Below are 19,670 nucleotides of genomic sequence, written 5' to 3'. Positions count from 1 at the left end.
AAAAAAAGACCCGCCGCGTTGCCGCGGCGGGTTTTCGGTCGTTGAAGGCTCAGACCTCTTCCTTGCCCGAAAGCAGGATGCAGGCGAGCGTGATGACCGCCGCGATGCCGAGATAGTAGCCGACATAGGTCATGCCGTAATTCGCCTGCAGCCACGTCGCGATGTATGGGGCGAGCGACGCGCCGAAAATGCCGGCGAAGTTGAAGGTGATCGAGGAGCCGGTGTAGCGCACCTTCGTGGGGAAGGGGGCTGCAAGCGCGGTGCCGATCAGCCCGTAGGTCATGCCCATCAGCGCCATGGCGACGATCACGAAGACGAAGATCGCCGTTTCGCCGCTCGTCATCAGGCCGGGCAGGAAGAACGAGAAGATCCCGATCATGACCGTGGTGGCGATCAGCACTTCGCGGCGGCCGAATCGCTCCGCCAGCTTGCCGGCGATCGGGATGAAGATGCCGAACAGCACCGAACCGAGGAGCTGGACTTCGAGCGCCTCGACGAAGGGGATGCCGAGCACCTTGATGTTGTAGGACAGCAGGTAGGCCGAGCCGATATAGAACAGCACGAAGGTCGCCAGCGCCACGAAGGTGCCGAGCACGAGGCTGCGCTTGTGGTTGCGGAAGAGCTCCACGACCGGCACGTCGACGCGTTCGTGTTTGTCGATGGCCTTCTGGAAGGCCGGCGTCTCGGTGATCGACAGGCGCACCCAGAGGCCGACCGCGATCAGCACGATCGAGGCGATGAAGGGCACGCGCCAGCCCCAGGCGAGCAGCGATTCCTGCGACATGACATGCAGCAGCAGCCAGAAGACGCCGGAGGACAGGAACAGGCCGACCGGCGCGCCGAGCTGCGGGAACATGCCGTACCAGCTGCGTTTTCCCGGCGGGGCGTTTTCGGTCGCGAGCAGCACCGCGCCGCCCCATTCGCCGCCAAGCCCGAAACCCTGGCCGAAGCGGCAAAGTGCCAGCAGCAGGGGCGCCATCACGCCGATCGTCTCGTAGGAGGGCAGCAGGCCGATGATCACGGTCGAGACGCCCATGGTCAGAAGGGCCGCGACAAGCGTCGTCTTGCGGCCGACACGGTCGCCGTAGTGACCGAAGACGATGGCGCCGAGGGGGCGCGCGAAGAAGGCGATGGAGAAGGTCGCGAAGGACGCGAGCAGTGCCGTCGTCGGATCGTTGTTCGGGAAGAACAGCGTCGGGAAGACCAGCACGGCGGCCGTGGCGTAGACGTAGAAATCGAAGAATTCGATGGTCGTTCCGACCAGGCTTGCAAAGAGAACGCGCGCCGGGGAGTTAAGCCCGGCGCGGTTGGCATGCGTCGCGGTCGGCGACCCGGAAGCGAGTGTTTCACTCATCGTGGGTGCCTTTTTTGATGTTTTTCTTTGCCGTCTTGGGAGGCAGCAGCGGGCTCATACGCCAACCGCTTGGTCGATGAAACAATAAATGTGCCCGAAAGACCGGAAAATCGCACTTTTCGTGCGCACCGGCAGCCGTCACGTTTACCAAGGCTTCGCGGGGGCGTTTACCGCCCGTTCTCGCGTCCCGGTTTCGGCCATCCTCTTGCACACGCTTCAACTCTCTGATTCCAGAGAGAGAATCGAGGCGTGGCTTGATTCGGTGCGAGGAAAAATTCTCTTCGTCCCGCGCCAAGTTAACGAAAGTAAACGCTTCATTAACCTTAATGACGCTCTAGTGATCCCATCTCGCTGGCCGAGTCGGATCGCAGACGCAAATCAGGTCCGCACAAGCGACGAGAGGCAGTGTTGGAACTTAAGTTGGGGGTTCTATGAGCGTGAAGCATGTCGCGATGCTGATGGGTGGTTTTTCGTCGGAACGGCCGGTGAGCCTTTCGTCGGGCAACGCCTGCGCCGACGCGCTTGAGGCCGAGGGCCTTCAGGTGACCCGCGTCGATGTCGGCCACGACATTGCAAGCGTGCTCGGCGCGTTGAAGCCGGACGTCGCCTTCAATGCGCTGCACGGTCCCTTCGGCGAGGACGGCACGATCCAGGGCATCCTCGAATTTCTGCAAATTCCCTATACCCATTCCGGTGTGCTCGCGTCCGCGCTTGCCATGGACAAGGGGCAGGCGAAGATCATCGCCAAGGCGGCCGGCATTCCGATCGCCGAACAGCGGCTGATGAACCGCTTCGATTTCACCTCGGCACACCCGATGAAGCCGCCCTATGTGGTGAAGCCCGTGCGCGAGGGTTCGTCCTTCGGCGTCGTCATGGTCAAGGAAGATCAGTCGCATCCGCCGCAGATCATCACGTCCTCGGAATGGGGTTACGGTGACAGCGTCATGGTCGAGCGCTACATCTATGGCCGCGAACTCACCTGCGGCGTCATGGGCGACGTGGCGCTTGGCGTGACCGAAGTGGTGCCGCAGGGCCACGCCTTCTATGACTATGATTCCAAATATGTGAAAGGCGGCTCGAAACACGTCATCCCGGCACAAATTTCACCGAATATTTACCAAAAAGTACAAACACTCTCCCTCAAGGCGCATCAAGCGATCGGGTGCCGTGGCGTCAGCCGTTCAGACTTCCGCTACGACGATCGATTCTCCGAGAATGGCGAGCTTGTATGGCTGGAGATCAACACCCAGCCCGGCATGACCCCTACCTCCCTGGTGCCCGAAATGGCCGTTCATGCCGGCCATTCCTTTGGTGAATTCTTGCGGTGGATGGTGGAGGACGCGTCGTGTTTGCGTTGAGCGTCAAGCATAAGAGCAGGGTGCGCCCCGCCGGACTTCCGGAGACGGAAACTGGTCGCGTGCTGCCGCGCCCGCTGCGCCGGATCGTCCGGTTCCTCATCAGCCTTGCGGCCGGCCGCATCCACATTCCGCGCCATACCGGCAGCGTTGCGACCGTGCTCCTTCTTGGCGCCACCGGCCTCTACGGCATGTCGCTCGGCGGTCATTCGCAGAACGTCGCGCAGGCGTCGACGACCGCGATCGGCTTTGCCATCGAGGACGTCAAGGTTTCCGGCAACAACGAGACCTCGGAAATCGACATCCTGGAGCGCCTCGGCCTCGACGGCACGACCTCGCTGGTCGCGCTCGACGTCAACGAAGCGCGCAAGCAGCTGATCGAATTGCCCTGGGTCGAGGACGCCTCGGTCCGCAAGGTCTATCCGGGCACCATCGAGATCGCGCTCAACGAGCGGGACGCCTTCGCCATCTGGCAGCACGGCACCGATCTCTCGCTGATCGAGAAGAACGGCAGCGTGATTGCGCCGCTGCGCGACAACAAGTTTTCGACCCTGCCACTCTTCGTCGGCCGCGATGCCGAGACGGCGGCGGCTGCTTTTGCGGACGAGTTCGACAGCTGGCCGGAAATCAAGGCGCGGGTGAAAGCCTATATCCGGGTTGCCGGTCGCCGCTGGGATCTGCGCCTCGACAACGGCATCGTCGTGAAACTGCCGGAGCACAACGTGCCGCGGGCCATGGACGTGCTGGCTACGCTGGAAGCGGAGCAGGGGCTCTTGGAGCGGGATATCGCGGCCGTCGATCTGCGGTTGGAAGACCGCACGACGGTGCGTCTGACGGAAGGGGCGCTGGAACGTCGCAATGCGGCGGTCGAGCAGAGGGCAAAGGACCTGAAGAAGGCAGCGAAGCGCACATGAGCATTTTCGGTTCGTCCCATTTTGGCCTGCCGCGCCTGAAGCCGCTTTCCTCCAAGCGGGCGCATGTCGTTTCGGTCCTCGACATCGGCTCCACCAAGGTCGTCTGCATGATCGGCCGGCTGACGCCGCGCGCCGAGAGCGAAATCCTGCCCGGCCGCACGCACAATGTCGAAGTCATCGGCATCGGCCACCAGAAATCGCGCGGCGTGAAGAACGGCGTCATCACCGATCTCGATGCGGTGGAAAGCGTCGTGCGGCTCGCCGTCGATGCGGCCGAGCGCATGGCCGGCCTCACCATCGAGAGCCTGATCGTCAACGTCTCGGCAGGCCGCCTGCAGAGCGACGTCTACACCGCCACCATCGATCTCGGCGGCCAGGAAGTCGATGCGAACGACCTGCGCAAGGTGCTCGCGGTCGCCGGCCAGCAGTCGCTGCGCCTGGACCGCGCCATCCTGCACTCGCTGCCGACCGGCTTTTCGCTGGACGGCGAACGTGGCATCCGCGATCCGCTCTCGATGTTCGGCGACGTGCTCGGCGTCGACATGCATGTGCTGACCGCCGAACGCGCCGCGCTGAAGAACCTCGAACTCTGCATCAACCGCGCGCATCTCTCCGTCGAGGGCATGGTTGCGACGCCCTATGCGAGCGGCCTCTCGGCGCTGGTCGACGACGAAGTCGAACTCGGCTGCGCCTGCATCGACATGGGTGGCGGCACGACGACGATCTCGGTGTTCGCCGAAGGAAAACTGGTGCATTCCGATGCGGTCTCGCTCGGCGGCCACCACGTCACCACGGACCTTGCGCGCGGTCTTTCGACCCGCATCGAGGATGCCGAACGCCTGAAGGTCGTGCATGGCTCGGCGCTGCCGAATGCCAGCGACGACCGCGATATCGTCACCGTCCCGTCGATCGGCGACGACGACCGCGACCAGCCGACCCATGTGCCGCGCGCGCTGCTTTCCCGCATTGTCAGGGCACGCATCGAAGAGACCATCGAGCTGATCCGCGACCGCATCCAGCGCTCCGGCTTCTCGCCGATCGTCGGAAAACGCATCGTGCTGACGGGCGGCGGCAGCCAGCTCACCGGCCTGCCGGAAGTGGCCCGCCGCATCCTCGCCCGCAACGTTCGCATCGGCCGCCCGCTCGGCGTCTCCGGCCTGCCGACGGCGGCGAAGGGCCCGGCCTTTTCGACGGCGGTCGGCCTGATGATCTATCCGCAGGTGGCGGAACTGGAAGAACACGCTGTGCAGGGCGGCATGCTCTCGCAGCTCACGGGTGGCAACGGCCGTATCGCCCGCATGGGCCAGTGGCTGAAGGAAAGTTTCTGACGGGTTTCCCGGCGGCGTAGTGCCGGGAGAGACCGACAACTGAGTTTTGGGAATAGACCGGCTGGGCGAAGCGGCCGGAAACGAAAGGAACACTGCAATGACTATCAAGCTCCAGAAGCCGGACATCACCGAGCTGAAGCCCCGCATCACCGTCTTCGGCGTCGGCGGCGGCGGCGGCAACGCTGTCAACAACATGATCACCGCGGGCCTGGAAGGCGTCGATTTCGTCGTTGCCAATACCGACGCCCAGGCGCTCACCATGACCAAGGCGACGCGGATCATCCAGATGGGTGTCGCCGTCACGGAAGGTCTCGGCGCCGGCTCGCAGCCGGAAGTCGGCCGCGCCGCTGCGGAAGAGTGCATCGATGAGATCATCGATCACCTGAACGGCACCCACATGTGCTTCGTCACCGCCGGCATGGGCGGCGGCACGGGCACGGGTGCGGCTCCGGTCGTCGCCCAGGCCGCCCGCAACAAGGGCATCCTGACCGTCGGCGTCGTCACCAAGCCGTTCCACTTCGAAGGCGGCCGCCGCATGCGGCTTGCCGAAGAAGGCATCCAGGAACTGCAGAAGTCGGTCGACACCCTGATCGTCATCCCGAACCAGAACCTGTTCCGCATCGCCAACGACAAGACCACCTTCGCCGACGCCTTCGCGATGGCCGACCAGGTGCTCTATTCGGGCGTCGCCTGCATCACCGACCTGATGGTCAAGGAAGGCCTGATCAACCTCGACTTCGCCGACGTCCGTTCGGTGATGCGCGAGATGGGCCGCGCCATGATGGGCACCGGCGAGGCTTCGGGCGAGGGCCGCGCAATGGCCGCCGCCGAAGCCGCGATTGCCAACCCGCTGCTCGACGAAACCTCGATGAAGGGCGCGCAGGGCCTGCTGATCTCGATCACCGGCGGCCGTGACCTCACCCTCTTCGAAGTCGATGAAGCCGCAACCCGTATCCGCGAGGAAGTCGATCCGGACGCAAACATCATTCTCGGCGCAACCTTCGACGAAGAACTCGACGGTCTGATCCGCGTCTCCGTTGTTGCAACCGGCATCGACCGCGCGGCCTCGGAGGTGGCTGCGCGTAATGCTGACTTTCGCAGCCACAGCAAGCCGGTAGTTCGTCCCTCCGCCGCCGTTCCGGTCCAGGCCGTCGCACCGGCTCCCCAGCCGGTCGCCCAGCAGCCGATCATGCAGCAGCCGGTCGTTCAGCAGCCGATGGTCGATCCGATCGCCGAAGCCATTCGCGCCTCGGAAGAGAGCCTCGAGCGCGAGCTTGCCATTCCGGCAAGCCGCCCGGCGCAGATGCAGCAGCCGGTCGCTTCCATGCAGGAAGAGCCGCGCCTGCAGAACCGCCTGTTCTCCGCTCCGGCCGAGACGCCGGTGCAGCGTCCGGTCCAGCAGCAGCCGGTCCAACACGCTCCGGTCATGCAGCAGCGCGCCGAGCCTGCCGCTCCGATCATCCGCCAGGAGCCGCAGACCATGCGCATGCCGAAGATCGAGGATTTTCCGCCGGTCGTGCAGGCGGAGATGGACCACCGTTCGGCCCAGCAGCCGGTCGCCTCGCACCACGAAGAGCGTGGCCCGATGGGCCTCTTGAAGCGCCTGACCTCGTCGCTCGGCCGTCATGAGGAAACGCAGGCCGCCCAGGAGCCCGCAGCGCCCGCCCAGCAGCAGCGCCGCCCGCTCTCGCCGGAAGCCAGCCTCTACGCACCGCGTCGCGGCCAGCTCGACGACCACGGTCGCGCCAATCCGCAGCCGCGTGCGCTCGGCGAGGACGACCAGCTGGAGATCCCGGCGTTCCTGCGTCGCCAGTCGAACTGAGGCGCCCGCAGGGTCTTGTCACAGAATGCCCGGATTTCGGTCCGGGCATTTTTTATTGTTATTTGTTTTCAATTGGTTGGTGGCCGAAAGAAGCGTAACAAAGCGAAAGAAACAGTGATTTGTATGACACTGAGGGACCTACTACATTCAGCGTAGGCACAGGGGCCAGTCAGGAATCGGATCGTCGGCGCAGGCCGGGACGTACCAAATCACTCCAGACGTTCGGGCAGACTTTGTCGGTGGGCGCGGCGCGCCCGGCCAAGGGTTTTCTTGGGCCGTGAAATAAGATGTCGGCGAAGAATCAGCCGATAGTAAGACGAGGCGAATGCACATGACGATCGGTATGCTCGGTTTCCAGACGACGATTTCCCACCCGGTGACGATTGCCGGGACGGGCGTCCATTCCGGCGCAACCGTTTCGATCACCTTCAACCCGGCCGAAGCCGATTTCGGCATCGTCTTCCAGCGCCAGCACGACGACGGCACGGTCAGCGAATATCGCGCGGTCTCCTCGCAGGTCGGCAACACGGATCTCTGCACCGTTCTCGGCTTCTCCCCCTCGACGTCGATCGCCACGGTCGAGCATGTCATGGCCGCACTTTACGCGCTCGGCCTCGACAATGTGCTGATCGAAGTACATGGCGCCGAAATGCCGATCATGGACGGCAGCTCCGCGCCCTTCATCGACGCGATCGACCAGGTCGGCCTCATTCCGTTGACGGTCAAGCGCCGCTATATCCGAATCATCAAGCCGGTCCGCGTCGAGGCTGGCGCCTCCTGGGCCGAGTTCTCGCCCTATGACGGCACGCGATTCGAAGTCGAGATCGATTTCGACTGCCCGCTGATCGGCCGGCAGTCCTGGAAGGGCGACCTGACGCCGGCGACGTTCCGCACGGAACTGTCGCGCGCGCGCACCTTCGGCTTCATGCGCGATGTGGAGCGGCTCTGGGCTTCCGGCCATGCGCTCGGCTCGTCGCTGGAAAATTCCGTCGTCATTTCCGATGACAACACCGTGATCAACGTGGAAGGCCTGCGCTACGCGAAGGACGAGTTCGCGCGCCACAAGACGCTCGACGCCGTGGGCGACCTAGCGCTTGCCGGCGCGCAGTTCATCGGCTGCTACCGCTCCTATCGCGGCGGCCACAAGATGAACGCCTATGCGCTGAAGGCGCTGCTCAGCGACCGCACCGCCTATGAAGTGGTCGAGGCGACCGCACCGCGCTCGCGCGCCGGGCAGCGCGAACTGATCGCCGTCAACGCCCCGGAATTCGCTCCCTGGTCTCTTTGAGGCCAGCGGTTAGACCCGGTTGCCGCTTTCCCGACACCTCCGCCATAAAAATGCGTTAATGCGCCGGCATGGCGTTGCGGTCTTCGCATATTTGGAGATAAAACGCGGGGCGCGTGTGCGGCCTGTCCGCATGGGGCACTGTTGAACTGGGATTATCACATGGTTGTTGCAGGGGCTGTTGGTGTGAAGAAGACGGCGCGCATTGTCTATCTTACGCTTTTCGCGGCGGGATCCTCCGTCGCTCTTTCCGCATGCCAGTCGGATCCGGACATCGACATCACGAAGCTTTCGGCTGAGACCGAATCTTCCGATACGCTCTACAATCAGGGTCTTGCCAACCTCAATGCCGGCAAGGTGACGGAGGCGGGCCGCAAGTTCGAGGCCGTCGACCGCCAGCATCCGTTCTCCGAACAGGCGCGCAAGGCGCTCGTCATGTCGGCCTTCACGAATTATCGCCAGGGCCGCAATGAAGAGGCGATCGCCGCCGGCAAGCGTTACCTCAATCTCTATCCGGGTTCGTCCGATGCGGCCTATGCGCAATATATCGTCGGCCTTGCCTACTGGAAGCAGATCCCGAGCGTGACGCAGGACCAGCGCGCCTCCGCGCAGACGCTGGAAGCCATGCAGGCCGTCGTCGAGAACTACCCCGATTCGGAATATGTCGAGGACGCGCAGACCAAGATCCGTTTTGCCCGCGACCAGCTCGCCGGCAAGGAAATGCAGGTCGGCCGCTACTATCTCGAACGCAGGGAATTCATCGCTGCCGCCAGCCGCTTCCGCGTGGTCGTCGAAAAATACCCGATGACCAACCAGATCGAGGAAGCGCTCGCCCGTCTCGTCGAGACCTATTACGCAATGGGCGTCGAGACCGAGGCGCAGACCGCCGCCGCCGTGCTCGGCCATAACTATCCCGACAGCCAGTGGTATGCCGACAGCTACAAGCTGCTTCAGTCCAAGGGGCTGGAGCCGCGCGAAAATTCCGGATCGTGGATTTCGCGTGCCGGCAAGAAGCTGATCGGCGTCTGACGCAAGAGATATGATCCGGCATGCTGGCCCAGCTATCGATCCGCGATATCGTCCTGATCGAACGGCTCGACCTTGCGTTCGAGCCGGGTCTTTCCGTGCTGACGGGCGAGACGGGCGCCGGTAAATCCATCCTTCTCGACAGCCTTTCGCTGGCGCTCGGCGGGCGCGGCGACGGCTCGCTGGTGCGCCACGGCACGGAGCGCGGCCAGGTGACGGCCGTGTTCGACGTACCGAACGCCCACGCCGCCCGCGCACTCCTGCGCGACAACGGCATCGACGACGATGGCGACCTGATCTTCCGTCGCCAGCAATCCGCCGACGGCCGCACCAAGGCCTATGTCAACGACCAGCCGGTTTCCGTGCAGCTGATGCGCCAGGCCGGCCAGCTTCTCGTCGAAATCCACGGCCAGCACGACGACCGCGCGCTCGTCGATACGGACGCGCACCGCCTGCTGCTCGACGCCTTCGGTGGCCTCGGGGAGGCGGCGGCCGAGGTCGGCACGCTCTATCACCTCTGGAAGGAGGCCGAGCGCACGTTGCGCCGCCACCGCGACAAGGTGGAGGCCGCCGCCCGCGAGGCGGATTACCTGCGTTCCTCCGTAGATGAACTCGAAGCGCTCTCGCCGCAGGACGGCGAGGAGGATGCGCTGGCGGACGTGCGCGCCCGCATGATGAAGGCCGAGCGTATTGCCGGCGATATCAACGAGGCGAGCGAGTTCCTGAACGGCCATGCCTCGCCCGTGCCGCTGATCGCCGCGCTGGTGCGCCGGCTGGAGCGCAAGAGCCACGAGGCGCCGGGCCTGCTGGAAGAAACGGTCGAGCTGCTCGACCAGGCGCTGGGCCAGCTTTCCGACGCGCAGATGGCGGTCGAGACGGCGCTGCGCAAGACGGAATACGACCCGAAGGAACTGGAGCGCACGGAAGAACGCCTCTTCGCGCTGCGCGCCGCCGCCCGCAAATATTCCGTGCCCGTCACCGGCCTGCCGGCGCTTGCGGCGAAGATGATCGCCGATCTGGCCGATCTCGATGCCGGCGAGGAGAAGCTGGTGCAGCTCCAGGCGCGGCTGACCGAGATGCGCGCCGCCTTCGAGCTCGCCGCGCGTTCGCTTTCTGAAAAACGCCACCACACGGCCGAGGCGCTCGCCGCCGCCGTCATGGCGGAACTGCCGGCGCTGAAGCTGGAGCGCGCGCGCTTCACCGTCCAGATTACCACCGATCCGGACGGCGGCGCGGAGGAGGGGATCGACACGGTCGAGTTCCATGTCCAGACCAACCCCGGCACGCGCCCCGGCCCGATCATGAAGGTTGCGTCCGGCGGTGAACTGTCGCGTTTCCTGCTGGCACTGAAGGTGGCACTTGCCGACCGCGGCTCGGCTCCGACGCTCGTTTTCGACGAAATCGACACCGGTGTCGGCGGCGCCGTCGCCGATGCGATCGGCCAGCGCCTGAAGCGCCTCTCTGCGACGGTGCAGGTCCTCTCCGTCACCCACGCCCCCCAGGTCGCCGCCCGCGCTGCGACCCATCTCCTCATCTCCAAAGGCCCCGTCGAAGGCAGCGAGACCGTCGCCACCCGCGTCGCCCGCATGGATGCCAGCGCCCGCACGGAAGAAATCGCCCGCATGCTCGCCGGCGCCTCGGTGACCGACGAGGCGAGGGCGGCGGCGGCGCGGTTGTTGTCGGGTGGGGTGTAGCGGTTAACGCAGGCTCCAAGGCTCACCCCCCCCTCTGCCCTGCCGGGCATCTCCCCCTCAAGGGGGGAGATTGGATGGGGCATGATTTCACCCATCGCAAACGTCACCGGTTGAGCAATGTGCGCTCGTCTTGCCGATCTCCCCCCTTGAGGGGGAGATGCCCGGCAGGGCAGAGGGGGGTAGGCCAAGAGCGGACAGTAGAGCCGTATCTCACGGCGTTCCCATCTTTTCTTTCACCCCATTTCCTCTAAAACCGGTGGCAGAATCCGGAGCATGCCATGGCGAACGCGAAAACCCCCGTCGAGAATCTCACCGAAGAAGAGGCTGCGGCCGAGCTGGCCTTTCTGGCGGCGGAGATCGCGCGCAATGACGAGCTCTATCACGGGCAGGATGCGCCCGAGATTTCGGATGCCGACTACGATGCGCTGAAGCGGCGCAACGAGGAGATCGAGACGCGGTTTCCGGCACTGGTGCGCGATGACAGCCCGTCTCGCCGGGTGGGCTCCGCGCCGCTGCCGACCTTCGCGCCGATCACCCATTCCCGCCCGATGCTGTCGCTCGACAACACGTTCTCCGACGAGGACGTGCGCGATTTCGTCAATTCGGTCTACCGCTTCCTCGGCCGCCTGCCCGACGAATCGATCGCCTTTACCGCCGAGCCGAAGATCGACGGGCTCTCCATGTCGATCCGCTACGAGAACGGCAGGCTGGTCAGCGCCGCGACGCGCGGCGACGGCACGACGGGCGAAAACGTCACGGCGAACGTGCTGACCATCGGCGAAATCCCCAACCGCCTGCCGGCCGGCGCGCCTGATGTCGTCGAGGTGCGCGGCGAAGTCTACATGGCCAAGAGCGACTTCCTGGCGCTCAACGAGAAGATGGCGGCGGACGGCAAGCAGACCTACGTCAACCCGCGCAACACGGCCGCGGGCTCGCTGCGCCAGCTCGACGCCACGGTGACGGCGAGCCGGAAGCTGCGCTTCTTCGCCTATGCCTGGGGCGAGATGTCCGCGATGCCGGCGGCCAGCCAGTACGGCATGATCGAGGTGCTGAAATCCTGGGGTTTCCCCGTCAACCCGATGACGAAGCGGCTGTCGCGCGTCGACGACATCATCGCGCATTATCGCGAGATCGGGCTCGCCCGCCCCGACCTCGACTACGACATCGACGGCGTCGTCTACAAGGTGGACGAACTGGCGCTGCAGGAGCGCCTCGGTTTCCGCTCCCGCTCGCCGCGCTGGGCGACCGCGCATAAATTCCCGGCCGAGCAGGCCTTCACGACGGTTGAAAAGATCGACATCCAGGTCGGCCGCACCGGCGCGCTGACGCCTGTCGCGCGCCTGACGCCCGTCACGGTCGGCGGCGTGGTCGTCACCAATGCGACGCTGCACAATGCCGATTATATCGAGGGCATCGGCAATAGCGGCGAGCGTATCCGCGCCGAGGAGCATGACATCCGCATCGGCGATACCGTCATCGTTCAGCGTGCGGGCGACGTGATCCCGCAGGTGCTGGACGTGGTGATGGAAAAGCGGCCGGCGGATGCGGTTGCCTATGAATTCCCGAAAACCTGCCCGGTCTGCGGCAGTCATGCGGTGCGCGAGCGCAACGAGAAGACCGGCCGGCTCGATTCGGTCACGCGCTGCACCGGCGGCTTCGTCTGCCGCGCGCAGGCGGTGGAGCATCTCAAACATTTCGTCTCGCGCAACGCCTTCGATATCGAGGGGCTGGGCTCGAAGCAGATCGACTTCTTCTTCGAGGCGGAAGACCCGTCGCTGACGATCCGCACCGCGCCGGATATTTTTACGCTGGAAAAGCGGCAGGCGGATTCGCTGACCAAGCTCGAAAACATCGACGGCTTCGGCAAGGTGAGCGTACGCAAACTCTATGACGCCATCGATGCGCGGCGGTCGATTTCCCTCAACCGCTTCATCTACGCGCTCGGCATCCGCCATGTCGGCGAGACGAATGCCAAGCTTCTGGCGCGCGCCTACGGCACCTATGCGGCCTTCGCGGAGGCGATGACGGCGTCCGTCTCGCTCTCGGGCGAGGCGTGGGGCGAGCTCAACAGCATCGACGGCATCGGCGAGGTCGTCGCCCGCGCGATGGTGGAGTTCTACAAGGAGCCGCGCAATCTCGATGTGATCGGCCGGCTGCTGCAGGAGGTGACGCCGGAGGCCGTTGAAGCGTTGGTGGTGACGTCGAGCCCGGTCGCCGGCAAGACGGTGGTGTTCACCGGCTCGCTCGAAAAGATGACGCGCGACGAGGCAAAGGCGATGGCCGAGCGGCTGGGCGCCAAGGTGGCGGGTTCGGTCTCCAAGAAGACCGATCTCGTGGTGGCGGGTCCGGGCGCCGGCTCCAAGCTCGACAAGGCGAAGGAATTCAACGTCGAGGTGATCGACGAGGACGGCTGGTTCGAGCGAATTAAGGCACAGTGACGGTCGAGCCGCGCACGAGGAAGCGGCCGTCGAAGGTCATCGGCACGCCCTGGCCGGCATTGTAGTCGAGCGTGCCGCCGAGATAGGCGTGCATGTGCAGGTGCGGCTCGGTTGAATTGCCGGAATTGCCGACCCGGCCGAGCGTGTCGCCTTCGCTGACGATGGAGCCGGCCGCGACCGCAATCGAGCCCTTGCGCAAATGCGCCAGCAGGATGCGCGCCGTGCCGCAGGCGAGGATGACGTGGTTGCCGGCCGGCTGGTCGGTGTTGGTTTCGAAGATGCGGTTGTCGTCGATGCCATCCCGGATCGAGATGGCGACGCCGGTGCAGGGGCTTTTCACCTCGTGGTCGAAGATCTCGTAGTCGGAAAGCCCCTTCGGCATCAACCCGTCGGCGCGGGCGCCAAAGCCGTTGAGCGCGACGATATCGAGCGCGAAGCGCTGGCTCTGGTCGGCATGGTGGTTGTTGATCGCCGTCGCGCTGCCGCCCTGGCCGATATAGTAGTGGCCGGCTGCGAAGGGGAAGGCGAGTTCCACCGCGCTGTCCTGATAGCCGTAGCCCGACAGCGCGCGGGCGGTGAGCGCCAGGAAGAAGACGGCCATTGCCGCGGTAAAACCATGCGCGCGCAGCGTCGAGAACGAGCGGTTCCAGGCGCGGTCGCGCACGCGTTGGTAGGAGAGGGCGGCGCAGGCGACGAAGGCGAGCGGCAACAGGATCGCCAGCGTCGTGCTCAGGAAATCCCAGCGGCCGATGACGGCGATGAAGGCGAAAAAGGATGCGCCGTAGAACACGCGCATGAGCCAGCCGAGCCTGTCGGGCGGGCGTGGCAACCATAACCACAGAAGGAAGAAGGCTGGCAGAAGGACCTGCGTTATCAGCAGGATGAGAAGGGGCAGTACCATGTTTCGAGCCTTGCGGGATCTGCCATGCCCTTTTCTGGTCGGCGGACACGGTTGCCTGGGGTTCAATCCACCGGGGCGGAATTGGTTCCGCCTGCCGACCGTCGTCCACAGCTTGTCGTTGTTCTACGGATCGGTATATCCCGCGGGCCGGATATCGAGCGTGCGGCCGGCCGGATCGCTCTGGAACAGGATGGCGCCCGTCGCTTTCGATTCCGCCGCGACATAGTCGAAGACGACGTGGTTTTCCTCGATCACCTTCTCGCCCTCCATCAGCCGGCCGATGACGGTGACGGCCGCGGCCGTGGTGGTCGCGGTGTTGTAGATGTCGAAGGTGACGCGGTGGCTTGCTGCCGCCTTCTCCGTCGTGAGCACGGTGATGGAGAGGTCGGGCGGGGTCCCCTCCCGCGTAAAGGCCTCCCAGCCGAGCCAGCCGAGCAGGCCGGCGACCAGCACGGCGGAGACGAGGCCGGTCAGCCATTCGATCCAGTGCGGTTCGTGGCGTTCCCGGTGGCGGCCCTTTTCGGTTTTCGTCATGACGGCCTCACAGGATGAGCCGCGCGGCGGCGGCGCCGAGCGAAGCGGGAAAACCGAGAACGATGACGGAGAGCATGATCTCGACGGCGGAGCTGTCGCCGAGGCGCTCGAAGACCCACAGCGTGAAGACGCTGATCGACAGCGCGATGACGTAACCCGGCAAGGTGAAGCGCACAAAGGCATGCCACCAGGGCGTCTCCGGCGACAGTTCGTGCCCGCCGATGAAGGAGACCGCATAGACGAAGCCGTGCATGAGCGCGATGGAGATGACGGTGACGACCATGGCGTGCCAGATCGTCATCTTGTAGGCGAGCACCATCATCTCGTCGGTGGGCGCGATGTTGAGCGACAGGAAGAGCGCGCCTGCTCCCATCATCAGGAGTTCGGCGGGGTAGCGCGTTTCCTTCGCGTCGTCGTGGTCCTTTTCGTCGTCATGGCCGAGCTGGCTGCGGCCGAGCATGGCGCCGATGCTGGCGGGCACCGATTGCAGCGCCACCTTGCCGACGAGTTCGCTTGCCGGCATGCCGCCTTTCAGCAGGCCAAGCGCCGACAGCACGACGAGGCTCGCGAGGATGCCGATGCCATAGGCGATGATCGCGTCGCGCACCGCCTCGCGCCAGGTGAAGGTCTCCTCGAAGCCGATGCGATGGGCGAGCAGAACGAGAAGGGGAATGTTGAGGAGAAGCAGGAGCAGCAGGCGTTCACGCGCCATGTAGAAGCCGAGATACCACATTTCCATGGTCATCAGCATGGGCAGCGCCAGGAACAGCGCGCCGGCGATGCCCCGGCCGAGGCCGGTCACGAAGCGGTTGAATTCACTTCTCTCGTCCCGGGCGGATGCCGCTTCGCCTGCCATTCAAAATCCCCTCGCAAAAGCGCGAGGGTAACGCGGCGCGGTCACGATAGTTCCGCGCCGCCGAAGGTCGTCAGGAGTAATCCGGCTTCTTGGCCTTGGGCTTGCGGGGCGCGCCGTCCGGCTTGGCGAATTTCTCGTCGCGCTTGCCCTTGAAGGGCTTTGCGCCTGCGAAGGGTTTTGCCGGCTTCTTGCTGTCGCCGTCGCGGTCCTTCCAGTGCGGCCTGGCGGCGGCACCCTCCGGCTTGTCGCCGTCGCGCTTCTTCTCGAACCGCGGCTTCTTGTCGAATTCGCCCTTCGGCTTCCAGTCGGCGCGGCGCTCCGGCTTGTCGTAGCGCGGGTTCTTCTCGCCGGGCATGCGCTCATACGGCTGCGGGGTAAGGTCCGGCTGGCCGTCGAGCCTGGTCACGCGGATGCCGCGCTCCAGCGTGCTCGCCGGGCCGAGATGGCCGAGGAAGCCGTCGGCGGCGGCGGCGGAGAGTTCCACGAAGGTCTCCTCCGGCTGCATCTTGATCGCGCCGATCTCGTTCTTGGTGATGTTGCCGTTGCGGCAGAGCATCGGGATCAGCCAGCGCGGCTCGGCGCGCTGCTTGCGACCGACCGAGACGGAAATCCAGACGCTGGAGCCGAAACCGTCGCGCGGGCGCTTGGTTTCAGCCGGAATGAAATCGTTGCCGCGTTCGCGCGGCTTGCGCTGTTCGAGCGAGACTTCGATCAGATCTTCCGGCGCCGAACGGCCGGCCTTGAAGAAGCGGGCGACGGCGGCGGCGAGCTGCCGCGCATCGTAGCGTCCGACGAGGGCGTCGATGGTTTCGACCTCGTCTTCCCGGATCTTGTCGGTCAGCGTCAGGTCGGCGAGCAGGCGCTCGTCGTCGCGGCGCAGGATGTCCTCGGCCGACGGCGGGGTTGCCCAGTTCGCCTTGAGGTTGGCGATCTGGAGCAGGCGCTCGGCCTTGCGGCGCGCGCTCAGCGGCACGATGAGGGCGCTGACGCCCTTGCGGCCGGCGCGGCCGGTGCGGCCCGAGCGGTGCAGCAGCGTGTCCGGGTTGGTCGGCAGGTCGGCGTGGATGACGAGTTCGAGGTTCGGCAGGTCGATGCCGCGGGCCGCGACGTCGGTCGCGATGCAGACGCGGGCGCGGCCGTCGCGCATTGCCTGGAGCGCATGGGTGCGTTCGTTCTGGCTGAGCTCGCCGGAGAGCGCCACGACGGAAAAACCGCGATTGTTGAAGCGGGCGGTGAGGTGGTTCACCGCGGCGCGCGTCGAGCAGAAGACGATGGCGTTCTGGGCGTCGTAGAAGCGCAGCACGTTGATGATGGCGTTCTCGCGGTCGGAGGGCGCAACGAGCAGGGCGCGATAGTCGATGTCGACATGCTGCTCGCGTTCGGCGGCCGTCGAGATGCGCATCGCGTTGCGCTGGTAGTTTTTCGCAAGGGCTGCGATTTCCTTCGGCACGGTGGCCGAGAACATCAGCGTGCGGCGGTCTTCCGGGGCGGCTTCGAGGATGAATTCGAGGTCTTCGCGGAAACCGAGGTCGAGCATCTCGTCGGCTTCGTCGAGCACGACCGCGCGGATGGCGCTGAGATCGAGGTTGCCGCGCGTGATATGGTCGCGCAGGCGGCCGGGCGTTCCGACGATGATGTGCGCGCCGCGCTCGAGGACGCGGCGTTCGGTGCGCATGTCCATGCCGCCGACGCAGGAGGCCATGACGGCGCCGGTCATCTCGTAGAGCCAGTCCAGCTCGCGGTTGACCTGCATGGCGAGTTCGCGGGTCGGCGCGATGACGAGGGCGAGCGGGCTTTCGGCGCGCTCGAAGCGTTCCGCGCCGCCGAGCAGCGTGGGCGCGAGCGCCAGGCCGAAGGCCACGGTCTTGCCGGAGCCGGTCTGCGCGGAGACCAGCGCGTCGGCCTGGCTCAGCTTGGGGTCGGAGACGGCGATCTGGACGGGCGTCAGCGTGGTGTAGCCGCGTTTTTCCAACGCCTTTGCCATCGCCGGAGCGAGGCCTTCAAAACTTGTCATCTAGGGTCTTTCGGAATTCGGGTTTCGCGACGAACCGGCGTCGCACTCTCAGCCCATCCGGGACGGGCGTGTGGTGCGCTCTCTACCGGCGATTGGCCGAAATGTACAGTGCGCAAAACGCAACGCTGCCCAGCGGGCCCGCCGAACGCCGGGAAAGGTGTTTGCCGATTGTCTTTTTGCGCTGCACAAGATAGAAAACGGCGCCTGCCTGAGACGGTCCGGAAGAGACCGCGCGGGCGGCATCGCCTGCGGGAGAGGGCGAGAGCAAGGAGGACCGCCGATGCAGACGTTCACCACCATCGCGGATTTGCGCGCGGCCCTTGCGCCGCACCGGCTCGACGGCCGCACCATCGGCCTCGTGCCCACCATGGGCTATCTTCATGTCGGCCATATGGAGCTTGCCCGCCGCGCGCGCGCCGAAAACGACATCGTCGTCGCCACCATTTTCGTCAACCCGCTGCAATTCGGCGCCAACGAGGATCTGGCGCGCTATCCGCGCGATCTCGCCCGCGACCAGGCGATGCTGGAAGCCGAAGGCGTGCACTACCTCTTCGCGCCCGGCGTGGCGGACATGTATCCGCGGCCGATGGAGACGGTGGTCGATGTGCCGACACTCGGCGCCGAGCTGGAAGGCTCGGTGCGCCCCGGCCATTTCGCCGGCGTGGCGACGGTCGTGACGAAACTCTTCAACATTGCAGGGCCTGACCGCGCCTATTTCGGCGAGAAGGATTTCCAGCAGCTCACCATCATCCGCCGCATGGCCGAGGATCTCGCGCAGCCGGTCGAGGTGATCGGCGTGCCGACGGTGCGCGAGGCGGACGGGCTCGCCTGTTCCTCGCGCAACGTCTATCTCTCGGCGGAAGAACGCGCCGCCGCCGCCATCGTGCCGCGGGCGCTCAACGAGGCCGAGCGGCTGATCGCCGCCGGCGAAACGAATGCCGCCCGGGTGGAGGAGGGCGTCACCGCCTTCCTGCGCACCGAGCCGCTGGCCAGGCCCGAAGTGGTCGCGCTGCGCGACCCGGAAACGCTGGCCGATATCGACCGGATTGGTGAAAAACCGGTTCTTTTGTTGCTTTTCGTGCGCTTCGGGAGCACGAAACTCCTCGACAACCGGGTCATCGGCCCGAAAAACGTGAAAATTGCAAAGGTAGCGTGACATGAGCGTACACACTGCAAAGCGCCGTCTGGCGCCCGCCGACATCCGTGCCCTCAAGGGCGAACGCCCCATCGTCAGCCTCACCGCCTATACGACGCCGGTCGCCAAGCTCATGGATCCGCATGTCGATTTCATGCTGGTCGGCGACAGCCTCGGCATGGTGCTCTACGGCCTGGATTCGACCGTCGGCGTGACGATCGAGATGATGATCGCGCACGGCCAGGCCGTCATGCGCGGCTCGTCGAACGCCTGCGTCGTCGTCGACCTGCCGTTCGGCTCCTACCAGCAGTCGAAGGAGCAGGCCTTCGCGACGGCCGCCCGTGTGCTGAAGGAAACCGGCTGTTCGGCGATCAAGCTCGAAGGCGGCGCGGAAATGGCGGAGACCGTGGATTTCCTCACCCAGCGCGGCATTCCGGTGCTGGGCCATGTCGGCCTGATGCCGCAGCTCATCAACACGACAGGCGGCTACCGCTCGCTCGGCCGCAACGACAAGGAAGTCGAGAAGATCCGCCGGGATGCCAAGGCCATCGACGATGCCGGCGCGTTTGCCATCGTCATCGAGGGCACGGTCGAGCCGCTGGCGCGTGAAATCACCGGCAAGGTCAAGGCCCCGACCATCGGCATCGGCGCTTCGCCGGATTGCGACGGGCAGGTGCTGGTGGTCGACGACGTGCTCGGCATCTTCACCGACTTCAAGCCACGCTTCGTCAAGCATTTCGCCAATCTCGCTCCGGTGATGAGCGAGGCCTTCGCGACCTATGCTGAAGAGGTGAAGGCGCGCAGCTTCCCCGGTCCCGAGCACACGTTCCAGCTCAAGAAGAGCTGATCTCAGCGCCGCTTGGTCATCCTCGGGTCAAGCCCGAGCAACTGTGTTGTGAGATGTCAAGACAGGAACGCTCTGTTGTCCCTCACGGCTGCATTGAGGGCGACGAGGAGGCGTCTTGCGATGGCGATGATGACGAGCTTGGCTGGTTTGCCCTTGTCGCGCATGGC

Annotated in this window: 15 protein-coding genes; 10 read left to right on the top strand and 5 right to left on the bottom strand. The window is 65.2% G+C overall.

The window, feature by feature from the left end; genetic code table 11:
* Positions 1–49: 49 nt before the first annotated feature.
* On the bottom strand, positions 50–1,354 hold the full coding sequence (locus VGN93_RS27100; RefSeq protein WP_327510080.1) for an MFS transporter: 1,305 nt from the start codon (positions 1,352–1,354) through the stop codon (positions 50–52).
* Between the two features lie 431 nt (positions 1,355–1,785).
* Here VGN93_RS27100 and VGN93_RS27095 point away from each other — a divergent pair, with 431 nt between their 5' ends.
* From VGN93_RS27095 to ligA, 8 genes are all read left to right on the top strand, one after another.
* Positions 1,786–2,712, top strand: a complete 927-nt coding sequence (locus VGN93_RS27095; RefSeq protein WP_319317469.1) for a D-alanine--D-alanine ligase — start codon at positions 1,786–1,788, stop codon at positions 2,710–2,712.
* Entirely contained in the window at positions 2,700–3,623 is a 924-nt protein-coding gene (locus VGN93_RS27090; RefSeq protein ID WP_319317472.1) for a cell division protein FtsQ/DivIB, read from the top strand. Before VGN93_RS27095 ends, VGN93_RS27090 begins: the two co-directional genes overlap by 13 nt.
* On the top strand, positions 3,620–4,951 hold the full coding sequence (gene ftsA / locus VGN93_RS27085; protein ID WP_319317475.1) for a cell division protein FtsA: 1,332 nt from the start codon (positions 3,620–3,622) through the stop codon (positions 4,949–4,951). The genes VGN93_RS27090 and ftsA overlap by 4 nt, the downstream gene beginning before the upstream one ends.
* 97 nt (positions 4,952–5,048) lie before the next feature.
* Positions 5,049–6,773 (top strand): cell division protein FtsZ, encoded by a 1,725-nt coding sequence (ftsZ, locus tag VGN93_RS27080; RefSeq protein WP_327510079.1) that lies wholly within the window; start codon positions 5,049–5,051, stop codon positions 6,771–6,773.
* Positions 6,774–7,104: 331 nt separating this feature from the next.
* Complete coding sequence (gene lpxC, locus VGN93_RS27075; RefSeq protein WP_327510078.1) at positions 7,105–8,061, top strand: UDP-3-O-acyl-N-acetylglucosamine deacetylase; 957 nt, start codon at positions 7,105–7,107, stop codon at positions 8,059–8,061.
* Between the two features lie 159 nt (positions 8,062–8,220).
* Positions 8,221–9,087: an outer membrane protein assembly factor BamD gene (locus tag VGN93_RS27070; protein ID WP_319317484.1), complete on the top strand. Its 867-nt coding sequence runs from the start codon at positions 8,221–8,223 to the stop codon at positions 9,085–9,087.
* A 20-nt stretch (positions 9,088–9,107) separates the two neighbouring features.
* A complete protein-coding gene (gene recN / locus VGN93_RS27065) occupies positions 9,108–10,778 on the top strand; it encodes a DNA repair protein RecN (protein ID WP_327510077.1) in 1,671 nt (556 codons plus the stop codon).
* Positions 10,779–11,056: 278 nt separating this feature from the next.
* Entirely contained in the window at positions 11,057–13,216 is a 2,160-nt protein-coding gene (gene ligA / locus VGN93_RS27055; protein WP_327510076.1) for an NAD-dependent DNA ligase LigA, read from the top strand.
* Here the strand turns inward: ligA and VGN93_RS27050 are convergent.
* From VGN93_RS27050 to VGN93_RS27035, 4 genes are all read right to left on the bottom strand, one after another.
* Positions 13,203–14,117, bottom strand: a complete 915-nt coding sequence (locus VGN93_RS27050) for a M23 family metallopeptidase (RefSeq protein ID WP_327510075.1) — start codon at positions 14,115–14,117, stop codon at positions 13,203–13,205. The genes ligA and VGN93_RS27050 overlap by 14 nt on opposite strands.
* 123 nt (positions 14,118–14,240) lie before the next feature.
* Positions 14,241–14,651, bottom strand: a complete 411-nt coding sequence (locus VGN93_RS27045; RefSeq protein WP_319317491.1) for a TIGR02588 family protein — start codon at positions 14,649–14,651, stop codon at positions 14,241–14,243.
* Between the two features lie 7 nt (positions 14,652–14,658).
* Complete coding sequence (locus VGN93_RS27040) at positions 14,659–15,507, bottom strand: TIGR02587 family membrane protein (RefSeq protein WP_327510074.1); 849 nt, start codon at positions 15,505–15,507, stop codon at positions 14,659–14,661.
* A gap of 70 nt (positions 15,508–15,577) precedes the next feature.
* A complete protein-coding gene (locus tag VGN93_RS27035; RefSeq protein ID WP_327510073.1) occupies positions 15,578–17,521 on the bottom strand; it encodes a DEAD/DEAH box helicase in 1,944 nt (647 codons plus the stop codon).
* 280 nt (positions 17,522–17,801) lie between these two features.
* Here VGN93_RS27035 and panC point away from each other — a divergent pair, with 280 nt between their 5' ends.
* Together panC and panB are read left to right on the top strand one after the other, a co-directional pair.
* A complete protein-coding gene (gene panC, locus VGN93_RS27030) occupies positions 17,802–18,677 on the top strand; it encodes a pantoate--beta-alanine ligase (RefSeq protein WP_327510072.1) in 876 nt (291 codons plus the stop codon).
* 1 nt (position 18,678) lies between these two features.
* Positions 18,679–19,503 (top strand): 3-methyl-2-oxobutanoate hydroxymethyltransferase, encoded by an 825-nt coding sequence (gene panB, locus VGN93_RS27025; RefSeq protein ID WP_319317503.1) that lies wholly within the window; start codon positions 18,679–18,681, stop codon positions 19,501–19,503.
* Positions 19,504–19,670 lie beyond the last annotated feature (167 nt).

Origin of the sequence: Shinella sp. (assembly GCF_035998705.1) — a bacterium.
Classification (GTDB): domain Bacteria; phylum Pseudomonadota; class Alphaproteobacteria; order Rhizobiales; family Rhizobiaceae; genus Shinella.
This window is presented reverse-complemented; position numbering and strand designations above follow the sequence as displayed.

Excerpts from the sequence above, each read along its gene's own strand:
- VGN93_RS27035 (WP_327510073.1), bottom strand. The coding sequence starts at position 17,521 with ATGACAAGTTTTGAAGGCCTCGCTCCGGCGATGGCAAAGGCGTTGGAA.
- ligA (WP_327510076.1), top strand. The coding sequence starts at position 11,057 with ATGGCGAACGCGAAAACCCCCGTCGAGAATCTCACCGAAGAAGAGGCT.
- panB (WP_319317503.1), top strand. The coding sequence starts at position 18,679 with ATGAGCGTACACACTGCAAAGCGCCGTCTGGCGCCCGCCGACATCCGT.
- ftsA (WP_319317475.1), top strand. The coding sequence starts at position 3,620 with ATGAGCATTTTCGGTTCGTCCCATTTTGGCCTGCCGCGCCTGAAGCCG.
- lpxC (WP_327510078.1), top strand. The coding sequence starts at position 7,105 with ATGACGATCGGTATGCTCGGTTTCCAGACGACGATTTCCCACCCGGTG.
- VGN93_RS27100 (WP_327510080.1), bottom strand. The coding sequence starts at position 1,354 with ATGAGTGAAACACTCGCTTCCGGGTCGCCGACCGCGACGCATGCCAAC.
- ftsZ (WP_327510079.1), top strand. The coding sequence starts at position 5,049 with ATGACTATCAAGCTCCAGAAGCCGGACATCACCGAGCTGAAGCCCCGC.
- VGN93_RS27050 (WP_327510075.1), bottom strand. The coding sequence starts at position 14,117 with ATGGTACTGCCCCTTCTCATCCTGCTGATAACGCAGGTCCTTCTGCCA.
- recN (WP_327510077.1), top strand. The coding sequence starts at position 9,108 with ATGCTGGCCCAGCTATCGATCCGCGATATCGTCCTGATCGAACGGCTC.
- VGN93_RS27070 (WP_319317484.1), top strand. The coding sequence starts at position 8,221 with ATGGTTGTTGCAGGGGCTGTTGGTGTGAAGAAGACGGCGCGCATTGTC.
- VGN93_RS27040 (WP_327510074.1), bottom strand. The coding sequence starts at position 15,507 with ATGGCAGGCGAAGCGGCATCCGCCCGGGACGAGAGAAGTGAATTCAAC.
- VGN93_RS27045 (WP_319317491.1), bottom strand. The coding sequence starts at position 14,651 with ATGACGAAAACCGAAAAGGGCCGCCACCGGGAACGCCACGAACCGCAC.
- VGN93_RS27095 (WP_319317469.1), top strand. The coding sequence starts at position 1,786 with ATGAGCGTGAAGCATGTCGCGATGCTGATGGGTGGTTTTTCGTCGGAA.
- panC (WP_327510072.1), top strand. The coding sequence starts at position 17,802 with ATGCAGACGTTCACCACCATCGCGGATTTGCGCGCGGCCCTTGCGCCG.